This window comes from Burkholderia sp. MSHR3999 (genome assembly GCF_000833595.1).
GTDB lineage: Bacteria > Pseudomonadota > Gammaproteobacteria > Burkholderiales > Burkholderiaceae > Burkholderia > Burkholderia ubonensis.
This window is the reverse complement of the sequence record NZ_JRFO01000004.1, coordinates 51,226-72,475: the sequence shown is the minus strand read 5'-3', so window position 1 is coordinate 72,475 and position 21,250 is coordinate 51,226. Positions and strand designations below refer to the sequence as shown.

Sequence of the window (21,250 nt, the reverse complement as noted above, 5' to 3'; positions counted from 1 at the left end):
AGGAGACCGACCGATGAACCGACGCCGCTTTCTTTCAGTGCTCCCCCTCCCCGTGCTTGCCGTTCCGGGCATCGGGACCGCTCAAACCGCACCGGGTCCCGACCACCTGCTGTCGCCGGAAATGGCCTTCCGGATGCACTACCTCCAGGTCGCCAAAGGCTATCTGAGCATCGTGTTTCGAATCGCGCCCGGCTACCGGCTTTATCGCGACAAGATCAGCGTGACGACGCCAACCCCGACGCGCCTGATCTACAACGTCGTGAAACCGCCCGGCACGATGCATTTCGACGCGGCGCTCGGCAAGACCGTCGAGACCTACGATCGCGAAACCCGTGTCGACGTCATCATGACCGAAGGGCGCCCCGTCGATCTCGTCGTCACGATCCAGGGATGCGCCGACGTCGGCGTGTGCTTCCCTCCGCTCGAACGATGGATCCATCTCAGCCGCCAGTACGACCCGGTGCTCGGCTATTAGGAGCCTCTGTCATGTTGAGTTTGCACAACGTCGGCAGCGCCGCGCAGGCTCAGACCTATTTCGCGAAAGACAACTACTACACCCAGGACGAGAACGCCGAGCATTCGGCCTGGTTCGGTAAAGGCGCGGCCGCCCTCGGCCTGTCGGGAAAGGTCACGTCCGCCCAGTTCATGAATCTGCTCGAGGGGCGCGTCGGTGAGCAGCAGCTCGGCAAGTGGGTGACGGACGAAAAAACCGGCGAGCGGCGCCAGGAGCACCAGCCGGGAATCGACCTGACGTTCTCTGCACCCAAGAGTGTGTCGTTGCTTGCCGAGGTCGCCGGCGACAAAGACGTTCGCGCCGTGCATGAACGAGCCGCCAAGGCTGCACTCGGCTACATTGAGGAGCAGGTCATCCGGACTCGAGCGACCAAGAACGGAGTGACGTCGCTCGAGTACACCGGCAACATGATCGTCGCCATGTTTCGGCACAACACGAGTCGCGATCTGGACCCCCAGACGCACACGCACGCGGTGCTGATCAATGCGACGCAGCGGGAGGACGGCCAATGGCGGTCGATCGACAATCGCGAAATCTACCAGATCCAGAAACTGGCCGGTGCGATCTACAACGCCGAGCTCGCCGGCGGTCTTCAGCAACTCGGGTACCGCCTGACGAACCCGGACAAAAACGGCAATTTCGAAATCCAGGGCATCTCGCGCGAGCAGGTCGAGCATTTCAGTCAGCGCCGGGCGGCGATAAAGGATGCGCTTGAAAAGCAGAACACCTCACTTGACGTCGCGAGCGCCGCGGACAAAGAGCACGCGGCACTCGCAACACGCGATCGCAAGAGGGACGTCGACCATCGCGAGTTGCTCAAGGACTGGGATGTGCGTGCCAAGGAGAACGGGATCGACTTCGATGGCTTGAGGGAGCAGGCTGCGCAGCGCAAGGCAGATGGAATCAATATTCCAATGAGTCTCACCGGCCGTCAGGCGTTGGCGTTTGCCGCCGCCCACCTGATCGAGCGTGAAGTCGTCGTGGACAAAATCGACCTGGTCAAGACGGCAGTCGAACACGGGACTGCTCGCGTCACTCCGGCCGAAGTCCTTCGTGCGTTCGAGGAGCTTGAGAAGAAGGGCGACCTGATCGCCCTCCCGGACGACAAATACACTACGCGCAAGATGTTCGAGAGTGAGCGCTGGGCGCTCGATTTCGTTCGACAGCAAAGGGATAAGGCACCTATCGTGCTGGACGCTGCCTCCATTTCGGCGAAGATCGTGCAGTCCGAACAGCAACAATCTTTCCCGTATGCGGTCGGGCAGAAGGATGCAATCGTGCTGGCGCTCACATCGCCAGATCGATTCGTCGCGGTTCAGGGGCTTGCCGGTACGGGAAAAACGACCATGCTGCGCACGCTGAACGAGATCGCGGTTTCGGAGGGCTATGTCGTCCGCGGGATGGCGCCAACGGGCGCCGCTGCCAAGATCATGGTCAAGGAGACCGGAATCGCTGCGGACACCGTCGCGATGTTCCAGATCAAGGAGCGGCAGCTGCAGAAGGACATCGAATTTGCCAAGCAGTTCGCGCCCGATTTCGAGCGCCGCCCGGAGCTTTGGGTCGTCGACGAGTCGTCGTTTCTCGCGCAGCGCCAGTTGGCGCAGATCCACCACCTCGCCGAGAAGGCGAACGCCAAGGTCGTCTATCTGGGGGATAAGCTGCAGCTGCAGGCCGTAGAGGCTGGAAAGCCGTTTGAGCTCGGCCAGGACCACGGTATCGCCACTGCGCACATGACCGAGATCAATCGCCAGAAGACGCCACACATGCAGAAAGCGGTCGACATCATTACCGGCCGGAACCGCCTCAACGCAGGTGACCGGTTGACGCATCTCGAACTCAAGCAGAATGCCCAGTCATTCAATTACCTGGTTCGGCAAAAGAAGGTAAGCGAACTCGACGACGTTGTCCACACGACGGTGAGCCGCGTGCTCGGGATGTCGCCCGAGCAGCGGGCGAATACCATCGTCATTACCCCCTTTAACAAGGATCGAGTGGCGATCAACGACGGGATTCGTGAGATGTTGAAAGACCGCCGGGAGCTGTCTCGCGACGAGAGTGCCCTCCACATCCTCGTATCGAAGGGGTGGACCCGCGCGATGATCAAGGAAGCGCAATACTACAAGCCCGGGGACGTCGTCCGATTCAATCGGAACTACAAACAAATAGACGCGAACAAGGGCGACTATGCGCGTGTCATCGAGGTGAACCATGAAGAAGGGATCGTCACCGTCGAGAAGCGTGACGGCATAAGAATGGACTGGGAGCCCGCGAAGCACAACAAGGTCGAGGTCTACGATGACGAGTCACGCATGCTCGCGGTCGGTGACCTCATCCGCCTTACCCGTAACGACGAAACGTTCAAAAATGGCGAAACCGCAAGGGTTGTCGCGCTTAAGAAAGAGCATGCCGTGCTCGAGGTTTCCGACAAGACCGCCACGACCCGCCACAACGTCAATCTTAAGACCAGCCAGCATTGGGACTATGCATACACGTCCACGGTGCACGCCGCGCAGGGTGCGTCGAAGGAACGCGTGATTTTCGCGATCAATCTGCCCAAGCGAGAGGAGGAGCCGCAAAAGGACGAGCAAAAGCTCGAAGGGCTTGCCAAGGTGTTCGGTGATCGCGCCTACTATGTTGGCGTGACGCGTGCGTCGCATGACATCGAGATCATCACGAACGACATCGGTCTCACCAGAAAAGCCATCACGCAGCAGCAAGATAAAACGACGTCGATCGATGGAAAACTCGACGGAGAGCGCGTCGAAGAAATCCGCAGAAAAGAAATAGAAAAATAGTCTTGGCAACAGATTCTCTAGCAATCTCGGTCTTGAAAATGATGCTGAGGTGCGGAATCATATGATATCCAGTCGAACAGTCAATTTAGTACGTTGTGCCACTCGGGAATTGCCGTGCCGCGAGGCGCTTTACGTTGCAAGTCTCTGAATAATACGGACTCGTCTTCTATTTTTAGAAAAACACTTCGTGCATTTTAAGCAACGCGACGGCAATTCATTTCGAAATCTGAAACGCAATCAACAATTTATTGGCCGCCACGGCGCACACATCTCACGATGTCTTGTAGTATCTGCTTACCTATAGATCGGCGACCTACCGCATGACCGGCGACGGGGCGCCACCCGGCAGAGGGAAATTAAAATACGCTTCGGTCGATACCTTTTCGGGGAAATGATGAAGGTCCGTCTTTTATTGTGCCTGCTGTTGACCGCCACCAGTGTCAACGCGGAATTGCTTTCCATGATTTCAAATGATGCTGATCGGGAGTTGTATCTCGACCGGCAATCCATTCGTACAATTAAAAACGACCAGGTTGTTTTCACGCTCAAGTCAGTATTCAAACAGGGTCGTCGTCCTGTTGGCGCAACCGAAGTTGTCGGGATCGCACAAACGGGCTTTACGGTGGACTGCTCGAGGCGGCTTATTCAAGAGGACAGGACCCAATACGTATCCGACGAGGACAAGCCGGTCGGCCAGGCGCCTTACGTTGTTCGCGGATGGTCAACGATTCGCCCCGGGAGCGACTTCGATGAGATTCGAAAGAAGGTTTGCTAAGCGAATCGCGCTTGAACATGGAAGCAACCTTGTGCGAACCGATTCCCAACGGCGAGTGCCGGGCGTGACCTTGGCCACGTGCTCTATCGTCCTGACGTTCGTACTCGTTTCGCTACTCCTTTGCATCTTCGTCGATCGAGCGATGCGCGATGCGAAACTCGCTGCGGACTCGGCTGCGTTGACCAAGGCAACCTTGGTCGCGAAGTCCTACGCCTCCTATCTCTCCGAGCGGGCGTCGTCAGTCGATCTCCTCGCGAAAACAGTGGCGTTCGAGTTTGAGAGGACCCGCGGCGCGCTCGACCTAAATCGTCTCGTCAACGAGGGGCTGATCATCCCTTCGGAGGAGACCTTGGTCACGTTGGTCGACGGTCAGGGTGTCGTGAACAAATCGTGGCCGACGACGACAGCGCACCAAATACACCTTAGCGATCGAGAGCACTTCGTCGTCCAGAAGAATAGTCTTCGGAACGATATTTTTATCAGCGTTCCAGTCATCGGTCGCGTCAGCAAGGAAACGACGATTCAGTTTACGCGTAGACTATCCCTCCCGAACGTAGCATTTGCGGGAATCGTGGTCGTTTCCCAACCTCCGACATTCTTCACCAGAACCTTCGCGAACCGCGCTCACCTCGGAACGGATGGTGCATTGATCGTATTCAGATCCGATGGTGCCCAGTTGGTTAGGGCGACGGGCGATGGGAAGGCGACCAATTCGAGCGTGCCCCTCGCCCTCTATCCGGAAAGCAATCGCACAAATCTGCTTCATCGTGATCCGGTTGACCAGCATGCGCGGCTCTTTGTTCGCCAGCCAGTCCCTGGGTTTCCTCTGGTCGCGGTCATTGCCCTTTCAGCCAATGACATCTATGCAGACTACCAACAGCGCCGGGTCGCCTATTGGCGGTGGGCCGCACTTCTGGTATTTGCGATGGCGGTGGCCGCCCAACTTGGTATTTTTGCCGCCAGAAGAGTGTTGGTCGAACGAGCTCGCATGCAGCGACTCGCGGAAACAGACGCGCTAACAGGGTTGGCGAATCGCCGCGCGCTTGATCGCTACTTTCGTGATCCTGCGCCTGAGCAGAAAGCGCAAGTCGCGTTGGTGCTCTTCGACGTCAGGGGGTTCGCGGAACTTGACATTAAATATGGCGCCGCCGCCGCCGACCATTTGCTTGAGATGGTTGCTCAGCGGTTGCGCAGTCTGGCACTACACGACGAGTTGATTGCGCGAATCCGCGATCAGCATTTCGCAGCAGCCCTCACAGACCATGAACCCGAGGCAAGGGCACTGGCATTCGTTCGAACCACCATCGAGGCCTTTGGACGGCCTGTCCAGTTCCACGGAAAGAGTGAGAGAGTCAAACTCTCCTTTGGGGTCGCGACCGGTACCAGTGACATTGCGCACACGGGTGAGCTGCAGGCAAGAGCAGAGTGCGCGCTGAATCTTGCAAACCAGGCGGCTGCAGCCGGCGGTGGCTCCACGTATCGCGTCTATGAGCAATGGATGGCTGATGTCCAGGGCGCGACTATGGAGTTGGAAGCCGAACTGGACAATGCGGTTCGACAACGTGACGGAATCGTGCCGGCATTTTCCCCGATCAAAAGCGTATCCACCAAGCACGTCAGCGGAACTATGGTGGATCCAATGTGGAAGCGAGACCACGGTGAAACCCTCGCGGCAGAGGAATTCATGCCGACCGCAGATAAGCTCGGCCTCACGAGGTTTATCTGGGTTCAAACGGTCGAGGCGGTTACCCGGGCTACGTCCGAACAGGGAGAATTGCACCTTCCTATCACCATTCGCATTCCTTACTCGTTCGTTGCGAACGGAGACGCAATGAAGTTGGTGAGTACGGGGCATTTGACGCCCGGACAACTCCGGATCGCAATGACTGAGTTGGAGGGTCAAACGAACCTGAGTAGCGTCGCTGATCAAACGCGGGATCTTCGGGCCCGTGGCGTGTCAATCTTCCTGGTACTCGATACAAGTCGCGGCATGCCCGCCCACGTGCTCACCAGCTTCGCAATCGACGGGATCGTCGTCGAAGGCGCGTTGCTGCATTCCGTGGCTACCACGAACGCGTCGGCCGCGTTTGTAGGCGCGCTAATCTCAACGGCGAATGACATGGGATGGCAGGTCATTATAGGCCCGATCGAGCATCAATCTCAGTGGGACTGGTTGGCCAGTCATCGCCGCGTCGAAGTCTGGGGTCCGTTCATCGGAGCATCTACTCCGGTCGATCCGCCCATCGGATAGGGCGCTCGCCATGACCACGGCCTGGGACACACCCGAGCTTCCGCCTGACACATTACGTGCGCTGCCTGTTCCGCTACCGAGCGGTCAGGTAGTGCTTAGCGTTCGTAGAACGGCGCGCTCAGGTTACGTCGTTGAACGCAGAAGAATCTTCAGGGGTGCACATCAGTCCATACAGCGCGTGCTCATCGACGGCCGCATGGACGAAATTGGCTCGTTTACCGCGAGCGAGCCCGTGATTCCGGCACCACGCCAACGATATGCTCATGTGCTCGATGCCGTTCGTGGCGGATCGGTCAGCGGAGTCGCGTCGCCACCACCAATTGGCTCAAGCGTCGATGTGATTGACCTTTTGAATCGAGTTCGTGTTGAGTGTTCCCTGATCGGCGTGCACCAATGCCTCTATCATGCGTTCATGCTGGATGGGGAAAGCGAAAAAATCGTCCTTCACGACACTTTGATCGTTGGTTCGGCCGCTGCGGAGCTGTCGCAGCTCTATACGAACAACATATGGTGTCGCAGCGATCCCGCCATCCAGCAGGCGCGTCGGCACAACTACCAACCGGTATGTGCATCACAGTACTGCGATCTACCGCCGGAGCATTGGCATCACCGCATATCGGAAATCCCTGGATTTCAGAGTAGCGTTGCATTCTTGGCCAGGCACGAAAACGTCATCGGCATTTTGCACGTTGGATCCACCCTTCCCGCCAATGTTGCGGAACCCGCGCTCCTCGTGCATCGCCATCTTCTGAGCACGTTGACCGCGGACGTTCTCGTCAAATACACCGACTTGTATCGGGCCGAATCCGCATCAAAGATACCGTTCGATGCTGTCGAGCGAAAAATTGCCGGCTTGCTCGCGCGCGGTCTGAAGGCCACTGAGATCGAGCAACGCCTCCAGATCTCACACTCCGCCTTCCGGGACGCTTGTCGTTCGATCAATAGCAAAATGGGGCTGCATGACATCCGCCTTAGCATCAAGTCCGCAAAAGCCCGCGGTTTTATCGGTTCGTCTTATGACTGACTGAAATAAAGCCTCGCTCCTACATTAGCAGTTTATCTAAAGAAAGTGTGGGCAAATCGTCAGTAAGCTTCAGGTCAAGTTAGTCGCACGGAACTCGGTGTGCCTCCTTGGCCGTCGTGCGCATCTCTGTCTCGGGCAAACGATGAAGCTTACAAACATTGTGATGACTTGCCTTCTCGCCGGCGCAGCAATTGGCTCGGCGATGGCACACGACCCGTTCATGGACCGCCACACTCCGGGGACGTGGGGAGTTGCCACCTCATATCCGAGCGACACCGTCTCCGGGCATGCCGCGACTGACTTTGCACGGCTCCTTAACGCAGGCGTACACCAACCGGAGCTCGCCATCGCCAAGTTCGATGTGGAAGCCTTGCCGGCTGCACTGCTTTCTGGTCTGGAGTCCGCGCCATTCGCTCTGCTCTTTGCCAGCGACCTTGCGAACGTTGAGCGCATTCTCGGTCTTTCTGTACGTCCGTACGAAGTGACGACGATCGCCGAGGCACAGGAAATGGCGAAGTTGGCAAAGCCAGCCTATCGCACGGCTCTGGGAAACCACGATCTTGTCTTGCTCGCTGTCATTCCCTGGCCGCCAACCGGCCTCTGGTCTCGTACGCAGATATCCTCCCCGGACAACTTCGCGGGCATGCGAATCCGCACCTATGATCAGTCATCCAAGCGCGTGATGGAGGCACTCGGTGCGCAGGTCGTTTCCCTTCCAATTCGAGAAGCCTTCGATCAGATCAGCCGTGGCGCCTTGGACGGCGTAATGTCTTCCGGCGACGGCGCCGCGGGGCGCGCCTACGCCGAGTCATTGCCTAACTTCACTGCGCTCCAGTACGCGTTTCCGGTGTCGTTCCTTGTCGCGCGGAAGGGCTTTCTCGACCGACTCCCATCGCCTGACCGTCGAGCTGTATTCGACGCTGGCCTCCAAACCGAACGGCTCGCATGGCAGCGCCTGCCGGAGAGGGTGCGACAGAACTATCGCGCGATGGATCAGCTCGGAGTCAACGTCACTGACCCGGTACCGCAGCCCGTCCTCAGTGCCGTCCAGCGAGCCGCAGTCAACGTTGCGACCACGACATATTCAACGGACTACGAGACAACTCAGACTCTTTCGAAATTCCACGGCTGCGACCTCTCGATTCGTCGAGCCTGCCCGTCAACGAACTCGGAGGGGCAGCAGTGAAGGCTGCGCGTCGCTGGCTGGGAATCGTGGCCGTGACGCTCTTTTACGTGGCCCTTGTGGTCATCGCCGAAATTCGCTCGTCATCGGTGGCCAGCATGTCCGCCACTGTGACCAGCGACGACGCTCGCGAGCGATGCACCGTCGAAAGTGTTTTCGTCGGTGACGGCGCGGTTCGTGGTCGCCATGTGTGTCAACAAACAAAACAAGGACAATGATCCAATGAGAGTGATAGACCTGAACGTTGATCTCGGCGAGGGCTGCGCTAACGACGTCGAATTGCTCGACTACGCTACATCAATCAACGTCGCCTGCGGCTGGCATGCCGGTGACGCAACTACCATGATGCGCACATCTGCCGCCGCGCTCGAAAAATCAATCCGCATCGGCGCGCACCCGAGTTATCCAGATCGAGAGAACTTCGGCCGTAAGTCGTTGAAATTACCTGCGTGCGACATCTATGCCGGAGTTCTCTATCAGATCGGCTCCCTGAATGGAATCGTAAAGGCGATCGGAGGGAAGCTATCTCATGTCAAGCCTCACGGTGCGCTCTACAACGACGCCGAGCGAGACAGCGAGACGGCCGAGGCAATCGTCGTCGCAGTGCGCGACTCCGACCCCACCATGGAGATTTACGGATTAGCGGGCGGCCAGCTCGTGCGCATTGCACGCAGGTATGGACTAGCTGCGCGCGATGAAGCGTTTGCAGACCGCGGCTACTCGTCAAGCGGACACTTGATTCCTCGTGGTGCTCCATCGGCCATGATCGACGACATTGGCGAGGCAGCAAGCCGTGTCGAAGAAATGGCTGTGAATGGCCGCGTGGCTGCAGACGACGGACGTTGGGTCGAAATACCTGTAGAAACCATCTGCCTGCACGGGGACGGGCCTCATGCGGTGACCTTTGCAAAGCGGATCAAATCGGTATTGGACTCGCTCGGAGCCTGTTCACGTTCGCCAGCCCGGAGCATCAATCATCAGAGGAAACTATGAAGCAAGCCAATCAATAGAAACATTCTGAAATCAAAACGATCATATTGATTTCCTGGTGGTTGTTTTGGTGTATGATTGCAGCAAATTCGCATCGATTCTCCCGTTCTGCCGTCGCCGCATGGAAAATACGGCCTGTGCTAACGGTTGAGGGATCTATGTTTTTCACTTTTAGGGAATTGGCTGCTGTGGCTCTCACTGGTGCTGACAACTACCTGCTCAAGCTATTTAAGGATGAAAGCGGGAAGTGGGTGATCCGCGCAACGATCCTCGACGGAGGCAAGCAGCCATATCAAAGCTATTTCGTGCAGACCAATCGAGGGAAGACGAAGACGTGGCGATATTTGGAAGATGTTTTGATTTTCGTCGACGAGTACAGCGCCAATTGCCGCAACCTTACGATCGAGATCGAAGGTCGAGTGTGGAAGATGCGAGCCGAATCTGAAACAGAGGAGTAGCAGACCGAAACGACAGAACGGTTGATGCCGGTGCGCCAACACCGACATCAACCTAACCATTACGCAGTAAGTGAGAGGAAAACCGGAATGGCTACGTCTATTGTAGCGCATTGGTCGCAACGCGCGATTAATGCGTTCACGGCCGTCTCGTCTAGATCGAGCATCAGTTATTACCGCACCGCGCCAACACTGGTCCACGCATTGTGGCTGGGCAGCCGAGCCGCTTGCCGTGCTCTTCGCGCCAACTTCATTTCCTCTCCCCTCACGAACTCCCCCGGAGTCCCGTCTGGTCACGCGTATACATTTAGCCGCGTGCCTCGGATAGACCAGACGGGCTTTTGGCCCTCGACAATCACGATCCCGTCGAGGGCCGCCTTTCTCTTTTCTTGCCTCTCTCGCCACCGGCATTTTCCTTTGTTGGCCCTCACTCGAGGCTGGTGGCTTTGCTGCGAACACGTCCTTCACGGGATGTGTGCGCAGCGCTTTTTATTCCATGCAAGTCGCCGCTGACCGGCGCTTGTACTAACACCAACTGACCCGACGATACGCATGAATATCAGCTCACGTCCGATTGGTATGTTCGTACTACTAATGTTATTTGGCGGCCGATCATCAATCGCGATCGCATCGTGCTGGAGCGAAGCCGCCGCCCTGTACGACGTCGACCCGATCCTGCTGAAGGCGATCGGCTGGCACGAATCCCGCGGCTGGAGCGGCGCCAAAGGCCCGGTCCTGCCCGACGGAAACCGTGCAATCGGCGTCATGCAGATCAATACGGTCCATCTGCCAACCCTCACGCGCCGCGGGATTCGGAGAGAAGACCTGCTCGACGCCTGCACAAGCGAGAAAGTTGGCGCCTGGGTGCTCGCGAATTGCATCAAACAATTCGGCCCGACGTGGAAGGCAGTCGGCTGCTACAACACTGGTCCGGCCTCCAGCAATGTCGCCGCGCAACTGCGATACGTGAGAAGCGTTCAGCGCTATTACGCCGCCTATCAGCGCGATGCGGCCAGGGAGCAACAGAAATGATCCGGCTGGTCATCATTGCGCTATCGCTCTTCATCGGCGCCGCGCATGCCCAGGCGCTCGCGTCATCCAACCCAGTCGCTCGACTGTCGGACGTCGCGCAATTCGGCATGCGGCCTGACGGTGACTTTGTCTTGTGTGACGGACCGGAATGCCCGCAACGGACACTCAAGCATCTCGCCGTCTCTGCCGTACCCCGTTCCATCTCGACGCCCCTCCAGGCCTATACCGAGTCGCCCGCGCGTGCCCGCTCCCCCGCGAAGCGCGTGCGCCGACACCGGCAGACACCTCACCGCAAGCCCGTGGTGACGTGTACGCCGGCTGCTCGTTCCACCCCGTGACGTCACCTTCATTGAGGAAATCCTATGTCGACGTTGAACCATTCCACCACGGCCAGCGCAGCCACGCTCGAGGATGAACGATTCGAACAGCTGCGCCAATGGGCCAAGGCGCTGTTGTTCGTCTGCCTGTTGATCGGCCTGCTGTTCTTTATTTCGCACGCCATTGCGAACGACGGCGTTGAGTTCGCGGAAGCCTCCACCAAGTTCGAGGGTTGGGTGAAGGGCAACCTCGGTAAGGTGGCCGCCCTCATCTGCGTCGCGCTCGGCGCGCTCGCCGCGGCGGTCCGCAAGGATTATCAGTGGCTGCTCGGCGGCGTCGCGCTCGGCATGCTGGTCGGCATCATTGTCGGGATCATCAACTCGAGCTTCACCGCAACGATCTAAGGGAGGGCCCATGTCAGCCGAAGATCTGTCCCATGCCGTGCCACTGACCCTCGACGACCCACCCAAGCTGTTGTTCTGGGACTGGGACGTCGCATGCATCGCCATGTTCGGGATCATGTCTGGTCTCGGCACCGGCTATCCGATCGTCGGCTTCCTCCTCGGTATCGGCCTCGCGTGGGCGTATGCCCACTTCTTCAAATCGGACCTTCATCCCGGCATCGCCGCGCACCTGATCGCGTGGATCGCCGGCATGCCGACGCCATCCGACCTGCCACCGACCCATCTTCGCGAATTCAAGGGCTGAGCCATGCGTCCAGACATCGCCAAGAACGAACGCGACAAGCTGACCGACACGATCCGGTTCCACCGAAAGGTCACCTCGGGGCAAACGATCGCCAATGTCCTCCTGACGCTCCTGGTCGGCTGGACGGTGCTGCACGACACCACGCGGATCGTACCGCCTGAGGTCAAGCGCCCCTACCAGATCGGTGCGGGCCAGACCGATAAGGACTATCTGAGCGACATGTCGGGCTACGTGCTCAGCCTCATTTTGACGTCGACGCCCGAGACCGTCGACTACAACAACAGCATCCTCCTCAAGCTCGCCGAGCCCGAACAGTACCCCGTGCTCAAGACGCAGCTTGACGCGGCGGCGATCCGCATCAAACGCGAAAAGATCACGACGATCTGGTCACCGCAATCGCAACAGATCTTCGTGGAGGCCAAGCGCGTCATCTGGAAGGGCACCCTCAAGACCTACATCGGGGATCAGCCCGTCTCGACGCTGCCTCACACCTATGTCGTTGAGCTTCCCATCTCCTTTTCAGGACGGACCTATGTTCGCAAAGCCGAGGAAGTGCTGGACAGCACTCGCGCTGCTGCTAGCCGCAGCCAGTAACACTTTCGCGGGAACGGGCGCCGCCCTGTCGGAATACAACGTCTCGGCGACCGAGCAGAACCGGCTCGCCATCGACGGCCGGAAGATCACGCAGATCATTCCGAAGCAGAAAGGCGCGCTCACGTACGTCAAGGATCTGGCCAACGGTGTGCTCTATTTCACGTTCGCCGACCCGGACGCCGCGCAGGGCACCGAGTCGCTCTTCGTGGTCGACGACCACAACGACACCTACCAGCTGCTGCTGCAGCCGCGGCGCATGCCGAGCGCGAACATTGTCGTGCCGGCAGTCGGCGGTGGCGAGGTCCGTCGCAATCAACCGATCTCCGCGCGGACATCGTCCTATCAGTCCGCCATCAAGAGTCTGCTCGAGGAGATGGTCGCGGCGCACGACGACCAGGACGCGCAATCCAGCGCAGCCGTGACGCCCGTCAACCAGATGGTGCCGCTCTGGCAGGAGGCGCAACTGACGCTCGAACTGCGCTATACCGAGGACGACCTGGTCGGCGAGCAATACCGGCTGACCAACGTGTCCACCGGCGACATGGTGATTGCCGAGCAGGAGCTGTATCGCAAAGGCGTGCTCGCGATCGTGATCGATCAGCAAACGTTGGCGCCCGGCGACTCGACGGCCGTCTACGTCGTGAGGGGGCGCACCGATCATGAGTGACACCAAGCCGGTCGTCGCGTCGAACGATCAAACCAAGCGCCGGCAGCGCCTGATCGTGATCGGCGCGGTCGTCGTCATCGTCGCGATCACGGGCGTCGGCCTGATGTTGACCGACGACACCGCGCCTCCGCCGAAGCCCAAGCCGATCACGCAGGCAATACAGCAGCCTGGAACGATCGACGATCGCGACGCGTGGCGTTCGAAGTCGGCCGCCACGATGGCCGAGCTGGAGCAACGTGTTCAGCGGCAGCAGGCCCGTCTTGAAGAGCAACAGGCGGCGATCGACAAGATGGCGTCCGCCGCCGCTGCCCAGCAGGCATCTGCCGCTGTGGCGGCTTCGCTTGCGGCCGCGGCATCCAGCGCGGCGGCCACCGCAGCGACGCCGGCGTCGAGCGCGACAGCGGCCACGACGCTCAACAAGCCCTTGCCCGTCACCACGCGCGGCTTGGGCGGAAAGCAGGTCCTGCCGCCGCCCGGCGGCACGCTCGCGCAACGCATCGACGGCAGTGACGCAGCGCCGCGTCAGCTCGAAATCATCTCGTTCGCCGACGACGGATCTGGCTCGAGCGCCGACAGTTCGAGTGCCGCAGGCTCCAGCGGCGGAAAACAGGAAGTCATCGGCTTTCCGACCGACCCGAAGGCGCGCCGTTACGCCACCACGAAGGGAACCAGCGCCGCCACCTCGAGCAGCGGGCAAGGCCTCGTCAATATCCTGCCGGCCGGATCGTTCTTCCGGGTCGGCATGCTCAATGGCGTCGACGCGCCGACCGGCGGCCAGGCGCAGAGCGATCCCCTGTCAGTCGACCTGCACGCCCTCGAGGCCGCCAACCTCCCGAATCGCAAGCGCCTTGATCTGCGCGATTGCCGCGTGGTCGCGGCCACCTGGGGGGACCTCTCGTCGGAGCGCATGATGGGGCGCACGCAAACGCTGTCCTGCATTCTGGAGGGCAAGTCCATCGAGATCCCCATCAAGGGCAAGCTGATCGGCGAGGACGGCAAGGAAGGCGTGCGCGGCAGGCTTGTGTCGAAGCAGGGGCAACTGCTCGCCAACGCAATCCTGTCGGGAACGCTCGGCGGCATCGGCCAGGCGTTCCAGCAATCGGCGACGATCACCTCCTATGGCGGTGGCGGTGTCTCGCAGACCGTCGACGGCAGTCAGGTCGGGCGCGCCGCGATCGGCGGTGGTGTCGGTTCCGGCGGGCAGATGATGGCCCAGTACTACCTCAAGGCAGCCGACAAGTTGTACCCGGTGATCGAAACCGACGCGACGCGCACGATCGAAGTCTCGATCACGCAAGGCACGTTCGTCGACGCCTCCACCGCCGCCCTCTTCGATCGACGCGACAGCAGCCGTCGCAGTGGCGATCGCTCCCGGAGATTCTCTGATGACTAATCGCATCCGCCTGAAACGCGCAATTGCTGCCGTGACCGTGGGCGTCCTCGCCGCGTCGACGCTCGCCGCGACCGCCGACGACAGCCAGTCCGTCGCGGCCCACCTGGCCTCGCTCTATCCCAACACGCCGTTCCGGGACGTCAAGCCGGCGCCGGTCACGGGGCTCTACGAGGTGACGATGGGGCAGAACATCGCGTACACCGACGCGAGCGGTCAGTATTTTCTGTTCGGCCACCTCTTCGACATGCAGAACCAGGTCGACCTGACCGAGCAGACACAGGCCCAGGGTTACAAGACCCGGTTTCCGGAGCAGTTTCTCGATCACGCGATCAAGACCGTGCACGGCAACGGCAAGCGTGTCGTTGCGATCTTTTCCGATCCCGATTGTCCGTATTGCCGCGCTATCGAGAAGGAACTCCAGCGCGTCGACAACGTGACCATCTACACATTTCTCTACCCGCTCGAGTCGATCCACCCGGGCGCGACGAACAAGTCCATCCGCATCCAGTGCGCGACCGATCCCGCGAAAGCATGGCGAGACTGGATGACGAGCAATCGGCTGCCGCCCCTGGTGGCGTGCCATCACCCGATCAATGACAACCTGGTTCTCGGTTCACGGCTCGGCGTCACGGGTACGCCGACGCTGATTGCCGAAGATGGCCGGATGTTGCCGGGGGCGGTCTCCTCGACGCAGCTCGAGGCCTGGCTGAACGCCGGACAACGCGTGCCCAGCGCCGGTGATCAGGATAGCGCCGCGGCCAGTGCGCCGGCGCAGGGAGTGGCGCAATGACTGCCCGCACGTTCCTGCCGGCCACGGCGACCGCGTGCTTGCTCGCGGTCCTCTCCGCGTGCAGCTTCTCCGGCCTCGACGCGCAAAGCAAGTTTGCCTGCAAGGCGCCGGATGGCGTGGTCTGCGATTCGATGACGGGCTCGCTCGCGAACCTGCAGGCTGGAAACGTACGCGACACGCGCACGAGCCAATTGGCCGCCGCCAGTGCGCCGACGTCGAAGACCCCGGCCCAGGGCGCGGTGCTCGCTCGGCCGCTCTTCAGCGGCTCGCCGATCCGCAGCGCGCCGCATGTCGTTCGCGCGTGGATCGCGCCGTGGGAGGACGCCGACGGCGATCTCCACGACCAGAGCTACATCTACCTCACCACCGATACCGGTCGCTGGCTCGTCGAACACAACCAGCGGCGCATCCGCGACCTGTATCGGCCGACGGTCGGCGGCACCGTTGCGGCGGACGCGAGCGCTTCGCCGAAGGTCGAGCCGCCGTCGGCCGCCGTCGCCCTCGGGTCTGGCGGTGCCGTCCAGACCGCACAGGGCGAGCTCCTCAAATCGGCGCGCGATGCGATGGACTCCGCCCAGCAGGCGGTAAGGCAAGCGCCGATGTCCGGCGACCTCCTGAAAAACCTCGCGACCGGCATTCGCTCGCCGCAATAACGGGAAGCCCGCCATGAAGATGCCCGACACCGGTGACTGGCTCAAGCAGGCAAGGACCAGGGTCCGCGACGTGGTTCGGCAGTCCGTGCTCGGCGAGACCCCAGAGCACGATCCGATCGACGAAACGCTGAACGTGCCGCAGCAGGATGATGCCAGCGGCTTTCACGAGATCCTGAAGTACGACCAGTACGACGATGCGACCGGGCTCTTCTACAACGACAACTCGGTCGCGTTCGTGCTCGATGTCGTTCCCCAAACCGGCGCCGACGACGAAATGGTCAGTCGGCTGAGCACCCTCTTCACGCCGATTCCCCCGGGGACCGGCGTGCAGTGGTGCTTGTTCGGAAGCTCGCGCGTCGACGACGTACTCGATTGCTACGAGGATTTGCGGTTCGAGGCGGTCGAAGCCGGCAAAGTCGACCCGCTCTTTCTCGATCTCGCCAAGCAGCGCACCCAGTTCATCCGCAGTCGTATGGGCGAGTCGCTTTTTGATGACATGCCGTTCGCGGTTCGGCGCTTCCGCCTGGTGCTGTCCGTCACCCGATCCGGCACGCCCGACGATCCGATCCTCGTCGAGCAGATGCACGACCTGCAGGCCACGCTGCTGTCCTCCCTGCGCACCGGCAACCTGCCAGCGAGAAGCATGGACGCTGATGGCCTGATCGCCTTCCTGTTCCCGATCTTCAACCCGGAATATCTGTTCAACGACGACCCCCTTCCGGATCTGCGCTACGACCCGACACGGCCGATCAAGGAACAGATCACGGCCGTCGGGCATCGCGCGCGCGTGCGGACCACGGAGATCGTCTTCGGTGTTCCGCCGGCCGACGACACCGAGCGTGATACGCGCGTCGCGGTCCGCGCCTTTGGCATCCAGCGCTACCCGGCGGAAAAGCGTCTCTGGGAAATGAGCAACATCATCGGATCGTTCACCGATCCGGAGCTCCAGTATCCGTGCCCCTTCCTGATTTGCGGCGGCATCCAGACGCTCGAGCGGATCGCCACCGACAACCGGGTACAGCTGAAGGCCGCGCGCGCCCAGCAGAATGCTGAATCGAAGATGGCCAAGTTCCAGGTGAATCTGGGCACACAAAATCGCGACTGGCGGATGGTGCAGCACCAGATCGCTGCGGGTGGCCAACTGTGCGAGATCTATCACACGCTGTTGCTGTTCGCTCCGAAGGAGCGCATCAACCGGGCCAGTCAGATGGCCATCAATATCTGGGACAAGGTGCGGTTTCGGATTACCCCGTTGCGCATGCTCCATCTCGGCGCGTTCTACGCGAGCCTGCCGATGACGCTTACCAAGGGCGCGTACCGGGATTTGAAGCGCAATCGCTTGATGTCGACGAAAACGACCGTGAACGCCATCGACATGGCACCGGTCCTCGCCGAGTGGAGCGGTCTCGGGCGACCAGTCCTCTTGCTGTATGGCCGCCGCGGCACCATCACGCCGATCGATTTCTACGCCAACAAGCAGGGCAACTACAACCTGTTCGCCACAGGCGTCTCGGGTGCCGGGAAGACGGCGTTCCTGGTGGAGGTGGTCAACGCCTACCGCAGTCTCGGCGCGCGCTGCTCGATTATCGATGTCGGTCGCGGCTACGAGAACGCTGTTGCGCTGATGGGCGGCTCCTTCATCGAATTCAAGCTGAACTCGGACATCTGCATCAATCCATTCACGTGGGTGGCGGCAGACAGCGAGAACACGTTTGAACAGGAGCTGCGCCTGCTCAAGCCGATGATCGGACGCATGGCGTCGCCCGACAGTCCGTTGTCGCCGCTCCAGTATTCGTTCATTGAAGACGCGATCACCGCGGTCTGGGCCGACTACGGTCCCGAGTCGAATCCGACGCGGATCGCCGTATACCTGAAGGACAAGATCAAGAACGAGAAGGGGGAAGTCGAGCGGATCGCGTTCGAGCTGTCGCATCAACTGCGGCCCTTCTGCAAAGGCGGTGCGTTCGGGCGGTTCTTTAACGGCAAGGCCAACATCACCTTTGACAATGACCTCACCGCGCTCGAACTCGAGGAGCTGAAGGATGCGCCCGAGCTGCGCCGCGTCGTGTTGTTCGCTGCGACGAACCGCATCACGTACGACATGTACATGTCGCCTCGCAACCTCCCCAAACTCGCCCTGGTGGACGAGGCCTGGCAGCTGCTCGGCAGTGATCCGGAGACCGCGCTTTTCATCGAGGAAGGATATCGCCGGGCGCGGAAGTACAAGGGGATATTCGGCCTCGGCACACAGTCGATCTACGACGCGTTCAAGAACGACGCGTCCAAAGCCGCGTGGAACAACTCTGATTGGAAGATCGTGCTGCGTCAGGACACGCAGTCGTTCAACAAGATGAAGGCAGAGGGGACCATCTCGTTCTCACCGGCCGTTGAACAGATGATCCGCTCGCTGACCAAGATCGACGGTCGCTTCTCCGAGATGGTGGTGATTTCCCCGGAGGGGGAACAGCTGCTGCGGCACGCCCCCGACCCGCTCGCGTTGATGATGGCGTCGTCCACCGGCGAGGATGTCGAGGAGCGTGACCGTCTGCTCGAGCACGGTCATACGCACGCTCAGGCGCTTGCGATCATGCTGGAACGTCGCGGAGGTCGGGCATGAAGGAAGAACCGACCCTCGCGACGAAGGTCGAGCAGCCGAGCGACGAGCCCGGAGCCGTCGCTGCGCCGGCGCTTGGCGACACCGGCACCAACCCCGCCAGGCGCGACATCGCCGGCTACGTCGCCCCCGTTCTCATCTCGTCGATCGTGACGCTGTTCGCGCTCGCGCCGGTGCTTTACGTGCGCCTCTCCCATCTGCCGAAGCCGGTGGCAACGGTGGATCTGCAGCAGCTCGTCGTGCTCGGGCAACAACGCTACCTCGATCGCCACAACGTGCAGGCGGCGGCGTCCGCCCCCGACGTGTCGACCGCCACCGCGGCGTCGGCCGAGTTCGCGCGCGACCTGTCGGCGGCGGTCATCGAGCTCGGCGCGACGTGCAAGTGCGTCCTGGTCAACAAGGCCGCCGTGCTCAACAGCGACGCAATTACCGATTACACCGATCAGCTGCGGGACAAGCTCAAGCTCCCGGCGGCGACATCAGGAGCACCGCGATGAACGTCATTGTCGAGTATCCCGAGGATTGCCTGCTTCAGCCGGTCGAGCGCCAGGTGTTTTCGAGGCAGATCCGGAACCTGCTGTCGCGCGATAAGGCGTACATGCACGACCTGGATGCGATGCGAGCGCGCATCGGTCTGGAATCGGCCTTCGCCAGTTACCAGCGGGACGAGCTGTCCACGTTGCTGTCTATGGTTCACGAAAACGTATCTGATGAGCTCCGCGACACGCTGCTCGATCGCCTGGGCAGTTACCTGAACGTCCGAATTCGGCGTGTCGAATACACGCAGGAACCGGAGGATCGTGATCAATTCGTCGAGCACGTCGTAACGAAGCACTCGTGGATCTGGACGATCGCAGTCGGGATTGTCATGTTCGCGGTCGGCTACGGCTTCTCGGATTTCCTTTCCCCGGGGCATCGTCAACCCAACGCCGGAAAGCCTATTGCTGCAATCTCCGAGAGCCCGTCACATTCCATCGCAATCGCGCCCTCGTCAGCCGACACCTCCAGTGCCGATTCCGTCGGCGATATCCCGATGCTCGCGTTCTCGTTCGAGTCGAGTCGACCGAAGCGAGATCTCGGGGCGCTGCGTGCGCTCATGCCGACCGATGACGGCACGTACACGATCGACCTCACGGTCACACCGGTCTTTACTGCTCCGGTCGTTGCCGGCCGGAATGAATCGCCCGTTCATCTCGCACACGAAGAACACAACCAACCGAATAAGGACCCGCAATGAATCGCAAATTCGAACTGCCTGTTCTTGTCGTCATCGTGACCGCGTCCATCGCGCTCGCCGGATGTGATTCCGACTACCGAGTCGCGGGTAAGGAATTGCCGATTAACCAACTACTGACCGTCGCGTTGCAGCAGGCGCCGAGCCAACAGTATGGGGTGGTGGATCTGCCGACCGGGGTAATGAAGATCAACTGCTACGTCCCAACCCGGCAGTTGTATTGCGACGTGTATGTCGACACGTCCTATGCGGATGTGGCGAAAAACCCCCTACCGTGGACGATGGAACTTGCGACCTGGAGACGAGACGACGGTGTGCCGCAACAGGTCGATGAATTTCTGCTGCATGACACCAAGTTCAACTATGTCATTGAGCGGCGTGCCGACCGTACCCTGCAGGTGCGGGCGTCGGTTGACCAAGATCGAGTTCCGTTGCAAGAGGCGCAGTCGGTCGTCATCAAGGGACTCGCGGTGCTCAATCGCGAATTGTCGCCGGAACTCGCCGATCGCCACGCAGAGATGGCATCGAATATCCGTGGGACGTGGAACCGGCCGTCCAGCCCGGCATCCAAGCCGGCCGTCTCCGACGAAACAGATCCCGGCACGGCAGCGCGGGCTGCTGCCAGCGCCGCAGGCGATGGATCCGGAGCGGAGGCGCGGCGATGAGACGTGCCCTCCCACTGATGATTGCTCGTGCCCGCCCGATACGCGGAACATTAGGCTCGCCCGTCAGCCTGTTTGCCTGCGCCATCTTGTCGAGCACCGTGCTCCTCGCGCATCCCGCCGAGGCAGCGGAGAGCTGCCCGGTGCAGGTCGCGTACTCGCCGGACGGCTCGGCGGAGGAACTGATCGTTTCCGCAATCAGCGGCGCGCGCCAGTCGATTCGCCTCGCCGCGTATTCGTTCACGTCGCCGTCGGTCGTTCGTGCGTTGATGGCCGCGAAACAGCGCGGCGTCGACGTCGCGGTCGTCGTCGACGAGAAAGCGAACCACGGCAAGGCGAGCGTCGCTGCGTTGAATCTCCTGACGCAGGCAGGCATCCCTTCGCGCACGGTCTCGATCTACCCCATTCACCACGACAAATACATCGTGATCGACGGTGCGCAGATCGAGACCGGCTCATTCAACTACAGCAGCGCGGCGCGGCGCAATAGCGAGAACGCGGTCCTGATCTCGCAGTGCCCCGCCGTCGCGCGCAGCTACCTCCAGCACTGGCAATCGCGGTGGTCGCAGGGTAGCGACTACGTCCTCCCCTATTGAGG

General features: G+C 60.6%; 22 protein-coding genes. All 22 read left to right on the top strand.

Features of this window, described 5'->3' with window-relative positions; genetic code table 11:
• The first annotated feature begins 13 nt into the window (after positions 1–13).
• The 22 genes from KY49_RS13080 (at position 14) to KY49_RS12985 (ending at position 21,248) form a co-directional block, all read left to right on the top strand.
• Positions 14–475 (top strand): protein-disulfide reductase DsbD domain-containing protein, encoded by a 462-nt coding sequence (locus KY49_RS13080; protein ID WP_082062346.1) that lies wholly within the window; start codon positions 14–16, stop codon positions 473–475.
• A gap of 11 nt (positions 476–486) precedes the next feature.
• Positions 487–3,309, top strand: a complete 2,823-nt coding sequence (mobF, locus tag KY49_RS13075) for a MobF family relaxase (protein ID WP_042585078.1) — start codon at positions 487–489, stop codon at positions 3,307–3,309.
• Positions 3,310–3,700: 391 nt separating this feature from the next.
• Positions 3,701–4,084, top strand: coding sequence for a surface-adhesin E family protein (locus KY49_RS38115; protein WP_042585077.1), 384 nt, complete (start codon positions 3,701–3,703; stop codon positions 4,082–4,084).
• Between the two features lie 142 nt (positions 4,085–4,226).
• On the top strand, positions 4,227–6,335 hold the full coding sequence (locus tag KY49_RS13065; RefSeq protein ID WP_197083566.1) for a sensor domain-containing diguanylate cyclase: 2,109 nt from the start codon (positions 4,227–4,229) through the stop codon (positions 6,333–6,335).
• Positions 6,336–6,345: 10 nt separating this feature from the next.
• On the top strand, positions 6,346–7,359 hold the full coding sequence (locus KY49_RS37150) for a LuxR family transcriptional regulator (protein ID WP_156162494.1): 1,014 nt from the start codon (positions 6,346–6,348) through the stop codon (positions 7,357–7,359).
• 142 nt (positions 7,360–7,501) lie between these two features.
• On the top strand, positions 7,502–8,545 hold the full coding sequence (dctP, locus tag KY49_RS13055) for a TRAP transporter substrate-binding protein DctP (protein WP_042585074.1): 1,044 nt from the start codon (positions 7,502–7,504) through the stop codon (positions 8,543–8,545).
• Positions 8,542–8,760, top strand: coding sequence for a hypothetical protein (locus KY49_RS37145; protein ID WP_156162493.1), 219 nt, complete (start codon positions 8,542–8,544; stop codon positions 8,758–8,760). The genes dctP and KY49_RS37145 overlap by 4 nt, the downstream gene beginning before the upstream one ends.
• Positions 8,761–8,764: 4 nt before the next feature.
• Positions 8,765–9,535: a 5-oxoprolinase subunit PxpA gene (gene pxpA / locus KY49_RS35445; RefSeq protein ID WP_059978797.1), complete on the top strand. Its 771-nt coding sequence runs from the start codon at positions 8,765–8,767 to the stop codon at positions 9,533–9,535.
• Between the two features lie 155 nt (positions 9,536–9,690).
• Positions 9,691–9,990 carry a hypothetical protein gene (locus KY49_RS13050; protein WP_059862909.1) on the top strand — a complete coding sequence of 100 codons (300 nt, stop codon included), beginning with the start codon at positions 9,691–9,693 and terminating at the stop codon, positions 9,988–9,990.
• Between the two features lie 549 nt (positions 9,991–10,539).
• Complete coding sequence (locus tag KY49_RS13045) at positions 10,540–11,019, top strand: lytic transglycosylase domain-containing protein (RefSeq protein WP_442854616.1); 480 nt, start codon at positions 10,540–10,542, stop codon at positions 11,017–11,019.
• A gap of 362 nt (positions 11,020–11,381) precedes the next feature.
• A complete protein-coding gene (locus tag KY49_RS13040; RefSeq protein WP_042585072.1) occupies positions 11,382–11,741 on the top strand; it encodes a hypothetical protein in 360 nt (119 codons plus the stop codon).
• A gap of 10 nt (positions 11,742–11,751) precedes the next feature.
• Entirely contained in the window at positions 11,752–12,045 is a 294-nt protein-coding gene (traL, locus tag KY49_RS13035; protein WP_042585071.1) for a type IV conjugative transfer system protein TraL, read from the top strand.
• 3 nt (positions 12,046–12,048) lie between these two features.
• A complete protein-coding gene (locus tag KY49_RS13030) occupies positions 12,049–12,639 on the top strand; it encodes a TraE/TraK family type IV conjugative transfer system protein (RefSeq protein WP_042585070.1) in 591 nt (196 codons plus the stop codon).
• Entirely contained in the window at positions 12,578–13,306 is a 729-nt protein-coding gene (locus KY49_RS13025; RefSeq protein ID WP_080426461.1) for a TraK domain-containing protein, read from the top strand. The genes KY49_RS13030 and KY49_RS13025 overlap by 62 nt, the downstream gene beginning before the upstream one ends.
• A complete protein-coding gene (locus KY49_RS13020; protein ID WP_042585069.1) occupies positions 13,299–14,699 on the top strand; it encodes a TraB/VirB10 family protein in 1,401 nt (466 codons plus the stop codon). Before KY49_RS13025 ends, KY49_RS13020 begins: the two co-directional genes overlap by 8 nt.
• Positions 14,692–15,489, top strand: coding sequence for a DsbC family protein (locus KY49_RS13015; protein WP_052495656.1), 798 nt, complete (start codon positions 14,692–14,694; stop codon positions 15,487–15,489). Before KY49_RS13020 ends, KY49_RS13015 begins: the two co-directional genes overlap by 8 nt.
• On the top strand, positions 15,486–16,142 hold the full coding sequence (locus KY49_RS13010) for a TraV family lipoprotein (RefSeq protein ID WP_042585068.1): 657 nt from the start codon (positions 15,486–15,488) through the stop codon (positions 16,140–16,142). Before KY49_RS13015 ends, KY49_RS13010 begins: the two co-directional genes overlap by 4 nt.
• 13 nt (positions 16,143–16,155) lie before the next feature.
• Positions 16,156–18,759, top strand: coding sequence for a type IV secretion system protein TraC (gene traC, locus KY49_RS13005; RefSeq protein ID WP_082062344.1), 2,604 nt, complete (start codon positions 16,156–16,158; stop codon positions 18,757–18,759).
• Positions 18,756–19,253, top strand: a complete 498-nt coding sequence (locus KY49_RS13000) for a hypothetical protein (protein ID WP_042585067.1) — start codon at positions 18,756–18,758, stop codon at positions 19,251–19,253. Before traC ends, KY49_RS13000 begins: the two co-directional genes overlap by 4 nt.
• Positions 19,250–19,993, top strand: a complete 744-nt coding sequence (locus KY49_RS12995) for a hypothetical protein (protein WP_042585066.1) — start codon at positions 19,250–19,252, stop codon at positions 19,991–19,993. Before KY49_RS13000 ends, KY49_RS12995 begins: the two co-directional genes overlap by 4 nt.
• On the top strand, positions 19,990–20,655 hold the full coding sequence (locus tag KY49_RS12990) for a hypothetical protein (protein ID WP_156162492.1): 666 nt from the start codon (positions 19,990–19,992) through the stop codon (positions 20,653–20,655). The genes KY49_RS12995 and KY49_RS12990 overlap by 4 nt, the downstream gene beginning before the upstream one ends.
• Positions 20,652–21,248, top strand: coding sequence for a phospholipase D family nuclease (locus KY49_RS12985; RefSeq protein ID WP_231636391.1), 597 nt, complete (start codon positions 20,652–20,654; stop codon positions 21,246–21,248). The genes KY49_RS12990 and KY49_RS12985 overlap by 4 nt, the downstream gene beginning before the upstream one ends.
• Positions 21,249–21,250 lie beyond the last annotated feature (2 nt).